The sequence below is a fragment of the Mycolicibacter arupensis genome, assembly GCF_002086515.1.
Taxonomy (GTDB): Bacteria; Actinomycetota; Actinomycetes; order Mycobacteriales; family Mycobacteriaceae; genus Mycobacterium; species Mycobacterium arupense.
On sequence record NZ_MVHH01000039.1, the window covers coordinates 1 to 16676 of the forward strand.

Below are 16676 nucleotides of genomic sequence, written 5' to 3' on the forward strand. Positions count from 1 at the left end.
GTCAGGGCATCGTGGTTGCGTTGCCCGGCACTACGCGTATCGGCATCAATGGCAGCTTGCGACGGGGTGCCGCTGGTGCAGGGGGTGGTATCGGTGGGGTTGCACATGCCGGGGGCGGCCCAGCGGGCCAGGACGGCATCGAGGGTGGCTCGTGCTTGCGGGTCGAGGTAGCCCTTGATGGGGCTCATGCCGTCGCGGTCTTGGGGGCCCAGCACCACACCACGGCGTTTGGCACGATCGTCGTCGGTGTGGTTGCCGTCGGGGTGCAGATGATCAGCGAGGCGTGAGGCGAGCCTGGAGAGCTCATCGGGCCGGCATTGGGCACCCAGTTCGGCCAGGTGCGCTTCGGCCTGGGCCAGGGTACCGGCATCGATTCCGTTGGGTAGGTAGCTGAAGAAGGAGCGAATCACCGCGACATGTCCCGCACCGATGGTGCCGGCTCGTTGCGCGGAGGACACCGCGGGCCGTACCGGTTCCAACGGCTCGCCGGTCAACGTTCGGCGGGCTCCGAGTTCGGCGGCTTCGGCGATACGGCGTCCGGCTTCGCCGCGGGTGATGTGCAACTCGTCGGCCAGGATCCAGCGGGGTTTGCCACCGACCTCGGCCGGGTCGGCGGCGGCCAGCTGATTCACCAGTGGATGCTCCACCGCCGGAAGGCGGCGTCGCAGCTTCTCGCAGCGCCGCAGCAGGGCCACACATTCCCGCGGCGTCAGTGCGTCGAAGTCCAACTCCAACGCCCGGTCCAGGTCAGCCGAGAGCGCGTCGAAGGCTTCGACGACTTCCTCACGGCCACTCGAACGCATGTGCTAAGAGTAGCGGCGGGGTCCGACAAGTCACGGAAACTCAACCACACCTAAAACCACAGTGACACAAGTGAATACAGTGATCAATCGGCTTCCGGACGGCCGCCGCGCCCTCGCACTACGTGCGCGAGAACCTTGGCACTGAACAAATCCCGACGTATGCCGTCGCAATCCCGAGCAGTGCGAATTTGGTAACTGCCGCAGTACGTGCACGTCGGGCATTGGCGTCCGGCGCGGCACCGTCGAGCACCTTCAGCAGCGCCACGCCCTCCACGGCGTCGCCGGCCACTGCGCCGATAGGCAGCAGTCGCAACGCAATCGGATGCCCGTGGCGACTACGGGCACGCTCGACGAGCATCAGCGCCAGGGTTCCGTAGGTCAACATGTAGCCAAAATCGAGCCACAACGACCAGCGCGCCCAGCGCCGGCCCTGCTCGCCCCAAGTGGTCAGGATCTCCTGCGCGCGTTCGGCATTGCCGGCCAGTTCGAAACCAATGATTCCGGGGCCGCCGGTCTTCTGCATCCCGCGCTCCAGCACCAGCATCACCGTGGCGTAGGCCAGAGTCGCCGTCGTAGTCCAACCAAGTCGCCTCACCCGCAGCATGGTAGCCGAGCGGCCAGGGGAATCGCCGTTATCGGCACCTGGCGTCAGCTAGATTGCGGTCCATGAATCGAGCGGACGTCACGTTCCTCTCCGCTGGGACGCCCTGCGCGGGCTGGCTTTATCGACCGAGCGATGCCCGGGGCGATGTTCCCTGCGTCATCATGGCGCACGGCTTTGCGTTGACTCGCCATGACGGGCTCGGCGATTACGCTGAGGCGCTGGCCGATGCCGGGTATGCCGTCCTCGCCTATGACCATCGCTATCTGGGCGACTCGCAAGGCGTTCCGCGGCAGCGAATCCGCGTTTCGGAGCAGCTCGAAGATCGGATGGCCGCGATCGGTTTCGCGCGGACGCTCGAGGGAATTGATCCCGATCAGATCATCCTCTGGGGCTACTCGCTCAGCGGTGGGACCGCGGTGGAGGCAGCCTCCGCAGATCAGCGCGTGAGCGGCGTAATCCTGCTCTGCCCATTCCTCGACGGCAGATGGCGGACGGTCCACGGACTGAGAGTGGACCCCGGAAATACGCTGTGGCTGACAGCGCAGGGCTTGCGGGACGCTCTGGTGCCGGTGGCCGCTGCCCCCGGCGGCCGTGCCGGAGTGACCTTCCCCGGCGAACTGGAGGGATTTCTGTCCGTCGCGTCACCGGGTTGGCGCAACGAAGTGCATGCCGGCCTGGCTCTGCGCCTGCCGCTCTGGCGTCCCGTTGTCCGGGCCCGGAAACTCAACTGTCCGGTACTGATCCAGGCCGGCGACAGAGACATCACGGTGTCTGCACGCGCCATCGAGCGGCTCAGTCGGCGGGCGCCCATGGAAACCCGCAAGAACTACGATGTCCATCATTTCGCGCCGTTCACCGGCTCCGCTTCGGCCCAGATCATCGCCGATCAGGTGCACTGGCTCAGAGCGCTCCCCCGAGCCTGAATCTCACGACGCGACTGCGTTTGCTACAGCCAGGTGTCGTCTGTGGTGGCGGTGAGGAACGCCTCCAGGTCATCACGCCAGTGCGCCGGAGTGGTCTTGTCCGGCTCGATTCCGGTGTAGTCGCCGCGATAGAACAGCAGCGGCCGCGGCTTCACCTCGGGGACATCCGAAAGCGACTGCACCGCACCGAACACCACGAAGTGATCGCCCCCGTCGTGCACCGAGGCCACCGTGCAGTCGATGTGGGCCAGCGAGCGGGTCAGGATCGGCGAGCCCAACGGGGACGGCTGCCACTCCACGCCGGCGAACTTGTCCGGTTCACGGGAACCGAAACGCGCACAGACATCCTTCTGCTCCTCGGCAAGGATGTTGACGCAGAACTTTCCACTGGACTCGATTGCCTGCCAGGAGCGTGACTGCTTAGTGGGGCAGAACAACACCAGCGGCGGATCCAGCGACAGCGCGGCAAACGACTGACAGGCGAAGCCCACCGGTACGCCGTCATCCACGGTGGTGATGATGGTGATTCCGGTGCAGAACTGGCCCAGCACATTGCGGAACGCGCGCGGGTCAATCTGCGGTGAGGTCATATCGCGCAACCTACTTGAAGCCGACACTGAAGTCGTGGCCCCAGAGGCTGATCCCGACACTCTCGCGGGCGATCCAGCTCTCGTCCTCGACTTCCAGTCCTTCGCAACCGAATTCCATGTCGAAGCCACCGGGCGTCTTCATATAGAAGGACAGCATCTTGTCGTTGATATGCCGTCCCAGCGTGGCCGACATCTTCACATTCCGGCGGTTGGCGCGATCCAGGCACAGCCCGACGTCATCAGAGTTCTCCACCTCAACCATGAGGTGCACGATGCCGGTCGGGTTGGGCATCGGCATGAACGCCAGCGCGTGGTGACGCGGGTTGCAGCCGTAGAAACGCAGCCATACCGGGTCACCGTCGGCCGGGCGGCCCGCAATCTGCGGGGGCAGCCGCATTGAGTCGCGCAACCGGAAGCCCAGCACATCCTGGTAGAAAGCCTGCGCGGCAGCATCGTCGTCGCAGGTCAGGACCACATGCCCCAGCCCCTGTTCCGCCGTGACGAAGGTGTGGCCGTACGGGCTGACGAAGCGCCGACCCAGGTACTGGATTCCGTAGAAGGCCTCAAGGGTGTTGCCCGCGGGGTCCTGGAATCGGATCAGGCCCTCGACCTTGCGGTCAAGAAGCTCATCCTTGGTGCCCTCCTCGAACTCGACACCGGCGGCGGTCAACGTCTGCCGCAGCTGCTCCAGCGCCGGCGCATCCGCCACCTCCCAGCCGGAGACCAACAACCGGTCACTCTCGCCGGGCACAATCACCAGGCGAGCCGCGACGTCATCCATCCGCAGGTAGAGCGCACCCGGGACAGTGCCCTGGCCCTCAACCATGCCGAGCACCTTGAGTCCGAACTCACGCCAGGCGGCGACGTCAGTGGACTCGATGCGCATGTAACCCAGCGCCTTGATCATCGTCATGCCGTGATCCCTCAGACCATGGTGTCGCCGGGCGGCAACCCGAACTCGTGGTTTCCGAAGATCATGTATGCGCGCTCCGGGTCGTTGGCCGCGTGTACGCGCCCGGCGTGGGCGTCGCGCCAGAACCGCTGCACCGGTGCGTCGTTGGACAGCGCGGTGGCACCGGCCGCCTCGAAGAGCCGGTCGATGGAGGCGATGGCCCGGCCGGTGGCACGCACCTGGTCGCGCCGGGCGCGGGCCCGCAGCTCGAACGGGATCTCCTGACCGGCGGCCAGCAGCGCGTACTCGTCGCCGACGTTGCCGATCAGCTGACGCCAGCCGGCGTCGATGTCGCTGGCGGCCTCGGCGATCCGGACCTTGGCGAACGGGTCGTCCTTGGCCTTCTCACCGGCGAACGCCGCGCGCACCCGCTTGCCCTGGTGCTCGACGTGCGCCTCGTAGGCGCCGTAGGCCATGCCCATGATCGGCGTCGAGATGGTGGTGGGGTGGACAGTGCCCCACGGCATCTTGTAGACCGGCGCGGTGTTGGTCTGGTAGCCGCCGGCGGTGCCGTCGTTCATCGCCCGGTAGGACAAGAAGCGGTGCCTCGGCACGAAGGCGTCCTTGACCACGACGGTGTTGCTGCCGGTGCCGCGCAGGCCCACCACGTGCCAGACGTCGTCGATGCGGTAGTCGGAGATCGGGATCAGGAAGCTGCCGAAGTCGACCGGCTTGCCGTCCTTGATCACCGGACCGCCGAGGAATGCCCAGGTGGCGTGGTCGCAGCCCGACGACCAGTTCCACGAACCGTTGACGATGTAGCCGTCGGCGGTCTCGGTGACGACGCCGGCGCCCATCGGGGCGTAGGACGAGGAGATCCGGACGTTCGTGTCCTGGCCCCAGACGTCTTCCTGGGCCTGCTGGTCGAACAGCGCCAGGTGCCAGTTGTGCACGCCGATGATCCCGGCGACCCATCCGGTGGAACCACAGGCACTGGCCAACCGGCGCACCGCCTCGTAGAAGACGGTCGGGTCGCACTGCAGGCCGCCCCACTGTTCGGGCTGCAGCAGCCGGAAGAAGCCGGCCTCCTCGAGCGCCGCGACGTTGGCGTCGGGCAGCTTGCGCAGGTCTTCGGTCTCCTGGGCGCGCTCACGCAATTGCGGAAGAAGGTCGTCGATGGCGGCCAACACCGACTGCGCGTCACGCTGTTGAATGGACGTCACTAGATTGCCTCCCAGGAGTGAACAGGTTCATCGGTGGTGTTTTCCAACCAGCCTAGTGTGAGATTAGAACACGTTCCGATTTGTGTCGAGCGGGGTGTTCCTGCAGCTGGTAGCGATACCGGACCGCTTTTCTGTAACCTGTTCTAGTTATGACCGAAGATGAAGGGCGGCCCGTGACGGAGACCATTCCGGACGAACCACTCGGCGCTCACGTGCTGGAACTGCAGATCGCGCAAGTCGTCGTCGAGACCGACGACGCACGCTCGCTGGTGTTCGGCGTGCCCGACGGGCCGGACGATCCGGAGATCCCCGAGCAGCGGTTGAAGTACTCGCCGGGCCAGTTCCTGACGCTGCGGATCCCCAGCGACCAGACCGGCTCGGTGGCCCGCTGCTACTCGCTGTGCAGCTCGCCGTTTACCGACGATGCGCTGGCGGTCACCGTCAAGCGAACCGCCGAGGGCTATGCCTCCAACTGGCTGTGCGATAACGCCCGCCCCGGGATGCGCATGCACGTGCTGGCACCGTCGGGCACCTTCGTGCCGAAATCCCTGGACAGCGACTTTCTGCTGCTGGCCGCCGGTAGCGGGATCACCCCGATGATGGCGATCTGCAAATCCGCGCTGTCTCAGGGCACCGGCAAGGTGGTGTTGTTCTACGCCAACCGCGACGAGCGCTCGGTGATCTTCGGTGCCGCGCTGCGCGAGTTGGTCGCCGAGTACCCCGACCGGCTGACGGTGGTGCACTGGCTGGAATCGGTCCAGGGCCTGCCCAGCCGCGCGGCGCTGGCACAGTTGGCGGCGCCCTACACCGACCGGCAGGTGTTCATCTGCGGTCCGGGCCCGTTCATGCAGGCCGCCCGCGAAGCCCTCGATGCCTGCAAGGTGCCGGCCGAGCAGGTCCACCTGGAGGTGTTCAAGTCGCTGGAGGGCGACCCGTTCGCCGCGGTCACGATCGAAGACGCACCCGAAGGCGAGGCGGCACAGGCGCCGGCGACCGTGATCGTCGAGCTGGACGGGACCAAGCACGAGCTGGTCTGGCCGCGGCACGTCAAGCTGCTTGACCTGCTGCTCGACAAGGGCCTGGACGCCCCGTTCTCCTGCCGGGAGGGTCACTGCGGGGCCTGCGCGTGCGAGCTGAAGAAGGGCAAGGTCAGCATGGAGATCAACGACGTGTTGGAACCTCAGGACCTCGCCGAGGGCCTGATCCTGAGCTGCCAGGCCCACCCCGAGACCGATTCGGTGGAAGTGACCTACGACGAGTGATCACGGGTCTAGGTTGGTGCGACATGAAGCGGTTGCTGATCGTTCCGGCCGCCTTGACGCTGTTGGGGGCGCTGTTCCCGTCCGCAGTCGCGTCGGCCGCCAGTGATACCAAGACCTCGTTGTTCCCGGTCAACGACGTCGACCAGCTGCAGACCCACAGTTGGGTGGATTGCAGCGCGCCGCCGCTGTGCCGGTTCACCGTCGGGGTGCAGCTGCAGACGCCCGAGGGCATGACCGGGTTCCCGCCGGATCTGTGGGCCCGCCAGAGCACCGAGATCCGCTCGTCGAAGCGCACCGCCTATCTGGATGTACACACCGACGGCGGTGAGGGCTGGTTCAAAGACCGTGGCGGCCCCGGAACCAAAGTGTTCAAGGACGGCACCGGTGCGGTGATCACCTCGATCTACAACGGCTCGGGACCGCCAGAGATGTACCAGACCAACGGCAGTATCGACGTGCTGGAATACACGACCGGCCGGCCCAAGACCGATGCCAACGTGATCGTCTGCACCCATGTGCAGGTGGTCTACAGCGGCGTCAACCTCACCACGCCGTCCACGTGCGCGCAGACGGTGTTCTCCTAGCGGGAACCCGGGTCAGTACACGTCGCGCTGATAGCGTTCGGCCGCTGCCAGCGACCGGACATAGCCCTTCGCCGCGTCGAGATCGAGGCCGCCGTGCTGTTGGGCAATCGCCACGACGGTGGCCTCGACTTCCTTGGCCATGTGCGACGCATCGCCGCAGACGTAGAGATGCGCGCCCTCTTGAAGCCACCGCCACAGCTGCGCACCCCGACGACGCATCAGGTGCTGCACGTAGATCTTCTCCGGCTGGTCACGCGAGAACGCCAGATCGAGTTCGGTGAGGAATCCGTCGGCATGCATGCCGGTGATCTCGTCGCGGTAGTAGAAGTCGGTGGCCGCGTGCTGCTCTCCGAAGAACAGCCAGTTCGCGCCCGAGTGACCCAGCGCCCGCCGCTCATGCAAGAAACCCCGAAACGGTGCGATCCCTGTTCCGGGGCCGACCATGATCATCGGCGTTTCCGGCTCCCGCGGCGGCCGGAAATGGGCGGCCTTCTGCACAAAGATCCCCACGCCATCCGCCGCGGCCGCGTCGGCCAGATATGTCGAGCAGACACCACGACGGGGGCGTCCCCGAAAGTCATAGCGCACCGTGGAAACGGTCAGCTGAACCTCGCCCGGATTCTGCTTGGGACTCGACGAGATCGAATACAGCCGTGGCTGAAGGGGTTTGAGAACTGTGAGCCACTCTTGCGCGCAGACCCGCACCGGGAATTCGGTCAGTAGATCTATCTGGTGGCGCCCCCAGGCCCAGTCTGCGAACTGTGCCTTGTTCTCCGGTTTGGTCAGCTCGGCCAGCTCCGCACTGCCGCTGCGCTCGCCGACGAACCGCACCAGGTCCGGGTTGAGCCGGGCGATCGCGTACCGCTCCCGCAGCGCCTCACGCAAGGCCATGAGCTGCCCCTCGACGACTTCCACCGCCTCGTCACCGTCGAGGCCGGTGACGGCCAGCCACTCCTCCACCAGGTCGCGGTGGTGGCGCGGCCACACGCCCAGGGCATCACCGGCTTGGTAGCGCAGGGTGTTCTCGGGCAGCTCGAAGACGAACTGCCGCACGTCTTTTGCCGACCCCGGCCCGCTCAACCGGGTGTTGCCGACCAGGGCCGTCACCAGTGGCCTCTTCTTGCCGTAGAGCTCCGGCTCCGGGGACGGCCGGGCCGCAGGCGACAGCGGCACCGAGGGAGCATCGCCCGCCGTCACCTTCGTCTGGGCCAGCACGGCGCCGATCTCCTCGAGCCACCCGGCGGCGGCCTCTTCGTAGTCGGGTTCGCAGTCGACGCGCTCGAGTAGGCGGCTCGCGCCGAGTTCGGCCAGGCGGGCGTCGAGTTTGCGCCCGTGCCCGCAGAAGTCGTCGTAGTTGGAGTCACCCAAAGCCAGCACGGCGTAGTCGGTGCCCGACAGCGACGGCGCCTCGGGCCCGTTGAGTGCTTCCCACAGGGCGCTTCCATTGTCCGGAGGGTCGCCGTCGCCGGTGGTACTGGTGATCAGCAGCAGCACTGGCGTATTCGTCAGGTCAGCCAGGGGGAAGTCGTCCATTCCCGACAGTGCGACCGGCACACCACGCTCGCCGAGCCGCGCCGCGCACATCTGGGCGGCCTCCTCGGCGGTACCGGTCTGCGAAGCCCACAACACGGCGACCGCCGTGCGTTGCCGCGCGCCGCCGGCCTGCACCGAATCCGGCCGCGGTGATCCTGGGACGGGTCCGGGCTGGAGGATGTGCGAGAACAATCCGGCCAGCACACCGTCAACCCACATCCGGGCATCCGATTCGAACGGCGCGCTCTGCGGCAACGTCGGAACGACGCCGACGCCGCCACCGGCTTCACTGCGCAGCGCTGCCACGTAGCCGGCCAGATAGCTCCGCTGGGACGAATCGAACTGCGGCGTCTCGACATCCGCTGTGATCGCCAGCAGCTCGGCGAGGGCGTCGACCTTGGACAAGTGCCCCTCCTGCGCCGGCGTTGGCCCGGCGTCTGCTTCGGGGGCCTGGGTGACGACCTTGGCCAGCGTGACCGCGCACGCCTTGTACTCGGGCTGCTGCGAGGTCGGATCGACGGCGTCGTTGGTGACGGCGTTGATCGACAGATACTCACCGAATGCGTCATTCCAGTGAAACGGGGCGAAGCAGTCTCCGGGCCGCACCCGGTCGGTGACCACCGCCGGCAGCACGGCCCGTCCGCGCCGCGAGGCGATCTCCACCGAGTCACCTTCGACGATGCCGAGCCGGACGGCGTCGTCGGGGTGGACCTCGACGAACGGACCGGGGTTGAGCCTGGTCAGCTTGGCGACTTTGCCGGTCTTGGTCATGGTGTGCCACTGATGCGGGAGACGACCGGTGTTGAGCAGGAACGGATAGTCGTCGTCGGGCATCTCTTCGGGCAGTAGGTGCGGGCGGGCGAAGAAGGCCGCACGACCGCTCTCGGTTGCGAACGCCAGCTTTGGCACGTGGCCGTCTCCGCGGACAAGGATCCGCTGACTCGCGCCGTCATTGAGGTAGCGGATCGGGTGGCTATCAGTGTCACTCTCGGGCGGGCAGGGCCACTGCACCGGCGCCTGACGCAACCGCTGGTAGCTGATGCCCCGCAAGTCATAGCCCGTCTTGGGATTGGCGAAGCGCTTGATCTCTTCGAACACGTCCTCCGCACTGGTGTAGTCGAACGCCTGCGCGTAGCCCAGCTCAGCCGCGACCCGCGCGATGATCTGCCAGTCCGGCAGTGCCTGCCCGGGCGCTTCGACCGCCTGACTGAACAGTGTGAGATTGCGCTCGGAGTTGACCATCACGCCGTCACTCTCGGTCCACAACGCCGCCGGCAACAGCACGTCGGCGTACGCGCTGGTCTCGTTGTCGGCGAACGCATCCTGAACCATCACCAACTCGGCCTTTTCCAGACCCGCCAGAACGGTCTTGCGATTGGCCACGGTGGCAACGGGATTGGTGCAGATGATCCAGCACGCCTTGATCTGGCCGTCGGCCATCCGCGAGAACATGTCGATGGTTCCGGCGCCCACCTCGGTTCGTAGCGATCCACGCGGGATCTGCCAGGCGTCCTCGACGAATTCCCGGTCTTCGGCGTTGACGACGCTGCGCTGACCGGGCAGACCGGGCCCCATGTAGCCCATTTCCCGGCCACCCATCGCATTGGGTTGACCGGTCAGCGAGAAGGGCCCACTGCCGGTCCTGCAGATTGCCCCGGTGGCCAGATGCAGATTGCAGAGGGCGTTGGTGTTCCAGGTGCCGTGAGTGCTCTGGTTCAGGCCCATGGTCCAGCAGCTCATCCAGTTGGCCGCCTCGCCTATCCACGCGGCGGCGGTGCGGATGTCGGCCTCGGGGATGCCGGTGAGCCCGGCCACCGCCTCCGGGGTGAACTGTTCACAGAAGCCGGGCATGACCTCCCAGCCCTCGGTGAACTCGGCGATGAACTCGTCGTCGGTGTGGCCGTTGGCGATGATCATGTGCAGCAGCCCGTTGAGCAGGGCCAGATCGGTTCCCGGCGCGATCTGGAGGAACAGGTCGGCCTTGTCCGCGGTGGCAGTGCGACGCGGGTCAACAACGATCAGTTTGGCGCCGGCCTTGACCCGGTCCATCATCCGCAGGAACAGAATCGGGTGGCAGTCGGCCATGTTGGCGCCGATCACCACGAACACGTCTGCGTGATCGAAGTCCTGATAGGAGCCGGGCGGCCCGTCGGCACCGAGCGATTGCTTGTAGCCGCTGCCTGCGCTGGCCATGCACAGCCGCGAGTTCGATTCGATCTGATTGGTACCGATGAAGCCCTTGGCGAGCTTGTTGGCCAGGTACTGCGCCTCCAGCGACATCTGGCCCGAGACGTAGAGCGCGACGGCATCGGGTCCGTGGTCGTCGATGATTGACCGGAGCCGGGTCGCGCATGCGGTGATGGCGGTATCGACATCTATCGGCTCGACCGGCTCGTCGCGGCCGGGACGCAACTGCGCCGACTCCAGCCGGCCGGGTGCCGCCAGCAGGTCGGCGGTGGTGGCCCCCTTGGTGCACAGCCGGCCACCGTTGCTCGGGTGCGAGGTGTCGCCGGAGGATCTGACCACGTGCCGTCGCCCGGTGGCCGCGTCGGTCTCGACCTGCAGCACCATGCCACAACCCACCCCGCAGTAGGCGCAGACGGTGGCGACCTGGTCGTGCACGGACACCGGCGGTCACCTCCTGTGGTTGGGGTCTTGCCGCCAGCCTGCCGCGCGCAGGTTTCACGCTCATTGCGGGACGATTATCACGCGTTGCGATATTCCTGCAGGAATGCTGACAGTCGGCGCGGACCGCCCCAAAAATGCCGGGAACCAGCGTTTTTCGGTGACGGGCGCCACACCGAGCCCGGGAAGTGACGCCGCGCTGGGCCCCCACCGAGGGGCAATCACGTCCAGAATGGGGTACTTGTCGAAGCATGGCCACCGGCGCCCCCGACACGTCTGCTCAGCCGCCGCCCGACCCCGCGGCGGGCAGCCATGTCGAGGATGGCCGGGTGGAGCATCCGACCGCAGACGACTTCGGCGACGCCACGGCCCTGCCCGCGGATCCGGCCTGGTTCAAACGTGCGGTGTTCTACGAGGTCTTGGTTCGGGCCTTCCGCGATTCCAACGGCGACGGCATCGGCGACCTCCGTGGCCTGACCGATCAGCTGGACTACCTGCAGTGGCTCGGCGTCGATTGCCTGTGGCTGCCGCCGTTCTATGACTCACCGCTGCGCGACGGCGGATACGACATCCGGGACTTCTACAAGGTTCTGCCGGAGTTCGGTACCGTCGACGACTTTGTCGAGCTGCTCGACGCGGCACATCGACGCGGAATCCGCATCATCACCGATCTCGTGATGAACCACACCTCCGACACTCACGCATGGTTTCAGCAGTCACGCCATGAGCCCAACGGTCCGTACGGCGACTACTACGTATGGAGCGACACCAGCGAGCGCTACCCCGACGCCCGGATCATCTTCGTCGACACCGAGGAATCGAACTGGACGTTTGATCCTGTTCGGCGCCAATTCTATTGGCATCGTTTCTTCTCGCATCAGCCCGACCTGAATTACGACAATCCCGAGGTCGCCGACGCGATGATCGACGTATTGCGATTCTGGCTCGATCTCGGTATCGACGGCTTTCGGCTCGACGCGGTGCCCTACCTGTTCGAGCGCGAGGGAACCAACTGCGAAAACCTGCCTGAAACACACGAATTCCTCAAGCGCTGCCGCAAGGTAGTGGACGACGAGTTCCCGGGCAGAGTATTGCTCGCCGAGGCCAACCAATGGCCGACCGATGTGGTCGAATACTTCGGGGACCCGCGCGCCGGCGGCGACGAATGCCATATGGCTTTCCATTTCCCTTTGATGCCACGCATTTTCATGGCGGTCCGCCGAGAATCACGCTTTCCCATTTCGGAGATCCTGGCGCAGACGCCGGCCATCCCCGACACGGCACAATGGGGAATATTTCTGCGCAACCACGACGAGTTGACGTTGGAGATGGTCACCGACGACGAGCGCGACTACATGTACGCCGAATATGCCAAGGATCCACGGATGAAGGCGAACGTGGGGATCCGGCGTCGGCTGGCACCGCTGCTGGACAACGACCGCAACCAGATCCAATTGTTCACCGTCCTGCTGTTGTCGCTGCCCGGCTCACCGATCCTGTACTACGGCGACGAGATCGGGATGGGCGACATCATCTGGCTGGGCGACCGTGACGCGGTACGCACCCCGATGCAATGGACGCCGGACCGCAACGCCGGATTCTCCACCGCGAACCCAGGACGTCTGTACCTGCCGCCCATTCAAGACGCCATCTACGGCCACCAGGCCGTCAACGTCGAGGCGCAACGCGACACCTCGGCGTCCCTGCTGAACTGGACCCGCACCATGCTCGCCATTCGACGGCGCTATGACGCCTTCGCGCTCGGCGGATTTCGAGAATTGGGCGGATCCAACCCTTCCGTGCTGGCCTACGTCAGAGAAGCTCCCGGTGACCGCTCCGGCACGGTCTTATGCGTCAACAACCTGTCCCGGTTTCCCCAACCGATCGAATTGAATCTGCAGCACTGGGACGGCCACACGCCCACAGAACTGACCGGTTCGGTGGAGTTTCCGCGGATCGGGAAACTGCCTTACCTGCTCACCCTGCCCGGACATGGCTTCTACTGGTTTCAGCTGTCTGAGACAAAGGAGGAGATGCCATGACCGGCCGCGGCGAACCAGCGGGACTGCCGTGGGCCCAATGGCTGCCAACCCGACGCTGGTATGCGGGGCACAATCGGGAACTGGCCCACACCAAACCCGCGCTGGTGGTGACGTTGCGGGAGGGACTGGACCTGGTACTGCTCGACGTCGCCTACGCCGACGGCGCCGCGGAGCGCTACCAGGTGGTGGTGAGCTGGGATGTCGATCTGGCGCCGGAGTACGCCCAGATCGCGAAGATCGGCGTTGCCGACGGCCATACCGGCTACGACGCGCTGTATGACCCCGAAGCGGCACGATTCCTGTTGGCACTCATCGATTCATCGGCCACCCGGGGTCCCATCACCTTCACGTCGGAACCAGCCGCGTCGCTGCCGGTTCACGCCGACTCGCGCGTCTCGGAAGCCGAGCAGAGCAACACCAGCGTCATCGCCGAGGAAGCGGTGGTCCTCAAGGCGTTTCGGCGTCTGACGGCCGGTATCAGTCCCGACATCGAGTTGAACGCGGAGCTGGGTCGCGCCGGCAATCCGCATGTACCGCGCCTGCTGGGTTCCTACCAGGCCCAGCTGCCCGGTGACTCCGGCACAGTCCCCTACTCGCTGGGCATGGTCAGCGAGTACGTGGTGAATTCGGCCGAGGGGTGGGCGATGGCCACCGCCAGCGTGCGTGACCTGTTCGCCGAGGCCGACCTCTATGCCTACGAGGTGGGCGGCGACTTCGCCGGTGAGTCCTACCGGCTCGGCGAGGCGGTCGCTTCGGTGCACCGCTCCCTGGCCGCCGGCTTCGGGACCACGCAAGCAGACTTCCCGATTCAGACTCTGTTGGACAGGTTGGCGGCGACAGCGGAAATAGTGCCGGCAATCCGCCCGCACCTTCCGGCCATCGAACGGCGCTATACGGCGTTGGCCGGGCAGCCGGTCACCGTGCAGCGCGTCCACGGCGATCTGCATCTGGGTCAGGTGTTGCGCACGCCCAGCGGATGGCTCCTGATCGATTTCGAAGGCGAGCCTGGCACGCCCTTGGCGCTGCGGAGCCGCCCCGACTCACCGCTGCGCGATGTCGCCGGAGTGCTGCGATCCTACGAGTACGCCGCGTATGGGAAGCTCGCCGATGTGGCCCCAGAGGGACGCGACCGGCAGTTGGCCACCCGGGCCCGCGAGTGGTTGGACCGCTGCCGCAACTCGTTCTGCGACGGCTATGCCGCCGCGTCAGGAACCGACCCCCGCGACAACGCGGCCCTGCTCGCCGTCTATGAAGTCGACAAAGCCGTGTATGAAGCCGGCTACGAGGCCCGGCACCGGCCCGCCTGGTTACCGATTCCGTTGCGGGCGTTGGCCCGGCTCACCGCCGCATGACCCGCCACCTCGGCTGAGGCTCCGGGAGGAGGCCGAAGCTATCCCCGGGGCAGGCCCAGGAGTCGCTCGGCGGCCAGCGTCAGCAGGATCTGTTCGGTTCCACCGGCGATCGACAGGCAGCGGGTGTTGAGGAAGTCGTGCACCTCGCGCCCCGCCACGACGCCGCCGCCGTCGGCAACATCCATCCGGAACTCCGCGAGTTCCTGGCGGTAACGCACACCGATCAGCTTGCGCACCGAGGATTCCGAACCGGGGTCCTGGCCGCCGACCGCGAGCTGAGCGATGCGTTGATCCAGCAGCGAACCCGCCTGCGCGGCGATGATCAGCCGGGCCAGGCGCTCGGCGGTGGCGGTGTCGGGTTCACGGTCGTCCAGTGCCCGCAGGAGCTCTTCCATCGGGTTGCCCAGCGCGGTGCCACCGGCGATCGCGACGCGCTCGTTGGCCAAGGTGGTGCGGGCCAGCCGCCAGCCGTCGTTGACGCCGCCGACCACCTGCTCGTCCGGCACGAAAACATCGTCGAGGAAGACCTCGTTGAACAGGGCCTCGCCGGTGATCTCCCGCAGCGGCCGGATGTCGATGCCCTCGGCCGCCATGTCGACCAGGAAGTAGGTGATGCCTTTGTGTTTGGGAGCTTCGGCGTCGGTCCTGGCCAGGCAGACACCCCAGTGCGAGTCATGCGCCCGCGATGTCCAGACCTTCTGACCGGTCAGCCGCCACCCGCCATCGACCTTGATCGCCTTGGTGCGCAGCGCCGCCAGGTCCGAGCCTGCACCGGGCTCGGAGAACAGTTGGCACCAGAAGATCTCGCCGGTCAGCGTGGCCGGAATGAAGCGCTCGATCTGCTCGGGCGTGCCGTGCTCGAGGATGGTCGGGGCCGCCCACCAGCCGACCACCAGGTCGGGGCGCCCGACGCCGGCCGCGGCGAGTTCCTGGTCGATCACCAGCTGCTCGGCAGGCCCGGCACCGCGGCCGTAGGGAGCCGGCCAGTGCGGCGCCAGCAGGCCCGATTCGGCCAGCGCGCGCTGACGCTCGTCGGCGGGCAGCGCGGCGATGCGGGCCGCGGCCTCGGCGATCTCGGCGCGCACGTCGGTGGCCACGCCGTCCGGGCCGAGGTCGACCTCGAGCCGGCGACGCACGCCGTCGCGGGTCAGCGCGGCGGTGCGGCGCAGCCAGCGCTCGGGCCCGCCGAGCGCCTGCCCGATGCCATAGGCCCGGCGCAGGTAGAGGTGCGCGTCGTGCTCCCAGGTGATGCCGATACCGCCGAGCACCTGAATGCAGTCCTTGGCGTTGGCCTTGGCGGCGTCGATGCAGATGGCAGCGGCCACCGCGGCCGCGATCGCAAACTGTTGGTCATCGGGATCCGATGCGGCGCGGGCGGCATCGGCGGCCGCCACCGCGGCCTGATCTGCTCGACACAGCATTTCGGCACACAGGTGTTTGACGGCCTGGAAGCTGCCGATCGGTTTGCCGAACTGTTCCCGCACCTTGGCGTAGTCGACAGCGGTCTGCAGTGCCCACCGGGCGACCCCGGACGCCTCGGCGGCCAGCACCGTGACCACCAGGTTCTCCACCCGGTGACCGGCCTCCACCCGTACCGCCGGTGCCGCCGACAGCGTGACCTTGGCCAGTGGACGAGAGAAGTCCGTCGCGACCAGCGGCTCGACATCCACACCGTCGGCGCCGGCGTCCACCAGCACCCAGTCGTCACCGGCAGGCACCAGCAGCAGCCCGTCGGCGGTGGCGCCCAGGACGCGGTCGGCGGTGCCGGTGGCCTGGCCGGCCTGCGCGTCGAAGCGCACCGCTGCCGCGGAGGTATCGGTGGCAACGCCGACGACGCGCTCACCGGCCGACAGGGCCTCGGCCAGCTGCGGATCGGTGACCACCAGGGTGGCCAGCGCGGTGGTTGCGACCGGCCCGGGGACCAGGGCTTTGGCGGCCTCATCGACCATCGAGCAGAGGTCTTCGAGCCGGCCACCGGCCCCACCGAACTCCTCGGCGACGGCGACGCCGAACAGGCCCAAGTCGGCAAGGCGTGCGAAAACGCTTCGCCAGGAATCCGTTTCGCCAAGCTCGGCGGCGCGAATCGCCTCGGTGGTGCCCGCGGCGGCGGCCCAGTCGCGGACCAGCTCGCGGGCGGCGAGCTGTTCGTCGTTGATGGTCACGGACACACTGGTCTCCTCCGGGTCGAGACGGCTTGAGATGAGGCGGGTCACGAACGTCCCCACCAACCACTAGAACGTGTT

Annotated in this window: 12 protein-coding genes; 5 read left to right on the forward strand and 7 right to left on the reverse strand. The window is 66.8% G+C overall.

Going from position 1 to position 16676, the window contains the following annotated elements:
- Together BST15_RS15830 and BST15_RS15835 are read right to left on the reverse strand one after the other, a co-directional pair.
- Positions 1-803: DUF222 domain-containing protein (locus BST15_RS15830; RefSeq protein ID WP_133053197.1), on the reverse strand; the 803-nt coding region annotated here is incomplete at its 3' end.
- A gap of 118 nt (positions 804-921) precedes the next feature.
- Positions 922-1398, reverse strand: a complete 477-nt coding sequence (locus tag BST15_RS15835) for a hypothetical protein (protein WP_131701194.1) — start codon at positions 1396-1398, stop codon at positions 922-924.
- Positions 1399-1469: 71 nt separating this feature from the next.
- Here BST15_RS15835 and BST15_RS15840 point away from each other — a divergent pair, with 71 nt between their 5' ends.
- The gene (locus BST15_RS15840; RefSeq protein WP_046190817.1) at positions 1470-2330 is read left to right on the forward strand and encodes an alpha/beta hydrolase; all 861 of its coding nucleotides are present in this window, start codon (positions 1470-1472) and stop codon (positions 2328-2330) included.
- Between the two features lie 23 nt (positions 2331-2353).
- On the opposite strand, the gene hsaB is transcribed toward BST15_RS15840, so the two are convergent.
- From hsaB to hsaA, 3 genes are read right to left on the reverse strand one after another with little or no spacing between them, the layout of a single operon-like run.
- Complete coding sequence (hsaB, locus tag BST15_RS15845; protein ID WP_046190816.1) at positions 2354-2920, reverse strand: 3-hydroxy-9,10-secoandrosta-1,3,5(10)-triene-9,17-dione monooxygenase reductase subunit; 567 nt, start codon at positions 2918-2920, stop codon at positions 2354-2356.
- 10 nt (positions 2921-2930) lie between these two features.
- On the reverse strand, positions 2931-3833 hold the full coding sequence (gene hsaC / locus BST15_RS15850) for an iron-dependent extradiol dioxygenase HsaC (protein ID WP_046190815.1): 903 nt from the start codon (positions 3831-3833) through the stop codon (positions 2931-2933).
- Between the two features lie 11 nt (positions 3834-3844).
- Entirely contained in the window at positions 3845-5035 is a 1191-nt protein-coding gene (gene hsaA, locus BST15_RS15855) for a 3-hydroxy-9,10-secoandrosta-1,3,5(10)-triene-9,17-dione monooxygenase oxygenase subunit (protein WP_046190814.1), read from the reverse strand.
- A 173-nt stretch (positions 5036-5208) separates the two neighbouring features.
- Here hsaA and BST15_RS15860 point away from each other — a divergent pair, with 173 nt between their 5' ends.
- Together BST15_RS15860 and BST15_RS15865 are read left to right on the forward strand one after the other, a co-directional pair.
- Positions 5209-6297 carry a ferredoxin--NADP reductase gene (locus tag BST15_RS15860; protein WP_109370795.1) on the forward strand — a complete coding sequence of 363 codons (1089 nt, stop codon included), beginning with the start codon at positions 5209-5211 and terminating at the stop codon, positions 6295-6297.
- Between the two features lie 23 nt (positions 6298-6320).
- Positions 6321-6881: a hypothetical protein gene (locus BST15_RS15865; RefSeq protein WP_046190812.1), complete on the forward strand. Its 561-nt coding sequence runs from the start codon at positions 6321-6323 to the stop codon at positions 6879-6881.
- A 12-nt stretch (positions 6882-6893) separates the two neighbouring features.
- On the opposite strand, the gene BST15_RS15870 is transcribed toward BST15_RS15865, so the two are convergent.
- The gene (locus BST15_RS15870) at positions 6894-10985 is read right to left on the reverse strand and encodes a bifunctional nitrate reductase/sulfite reductase flavoprotein subunit alpha (protein ID WP_409366505.1); all 4092 of its coding nucleotides are present in this window, start codon (positions 10983-10985) and stop codon (positions 6894-6896) included.
- 305 nt (positions 10986-11290) lie between these two features.
- On the opposite strand from BST15_RS15870, the gene treS reads away from it, so the two are divergent.
- Together treS and BST15_RS15880 are read left to right on the forward strand one after the other, a co-directional pair.
- A complete protein-coding gene (gene treS, locus BST15_RS15875) occupies positions 11291-13081 on the forward strand; it encodes a maltose alpha-D-glucosyltransferase (protein WP_046190810.1) in 1791 nt (596 codons plus the stop codon).
- A complete protein-coding gene (locus BST15_RS15880) occupies positions 13078-14433 on the forward strand; it encodes a maltokinase N-terminal cap-like domain-containing protein (RefSeq protein ID WP_046190809.1) in 1356 nt (451 codons plus the stop codon). Before treS ends, BST15_RS15880 begins: the two co-directional genes overlap by 4 nt.
- A 38-nt stretch (positions 14434-14471) precedes the next feature.
- On the opposite strand, the gene BST15_RS15885 is transcribed toward BST15_RS15880, so the two are convergent.
- The gene (locus BST15_RS15885) at positions 14472-16601 is read right to left on the reverse strand and encodes an acyl-CoA dehydrogenase family protein (protein WP_083071051.1); all 2130 of its coding nucleotides are present in this window, start codon (positions 16599-16601) and stop codon (positions 14472-14474) included.
- Positions 16602-16676 lie beyond the last annotated feature (75 nt).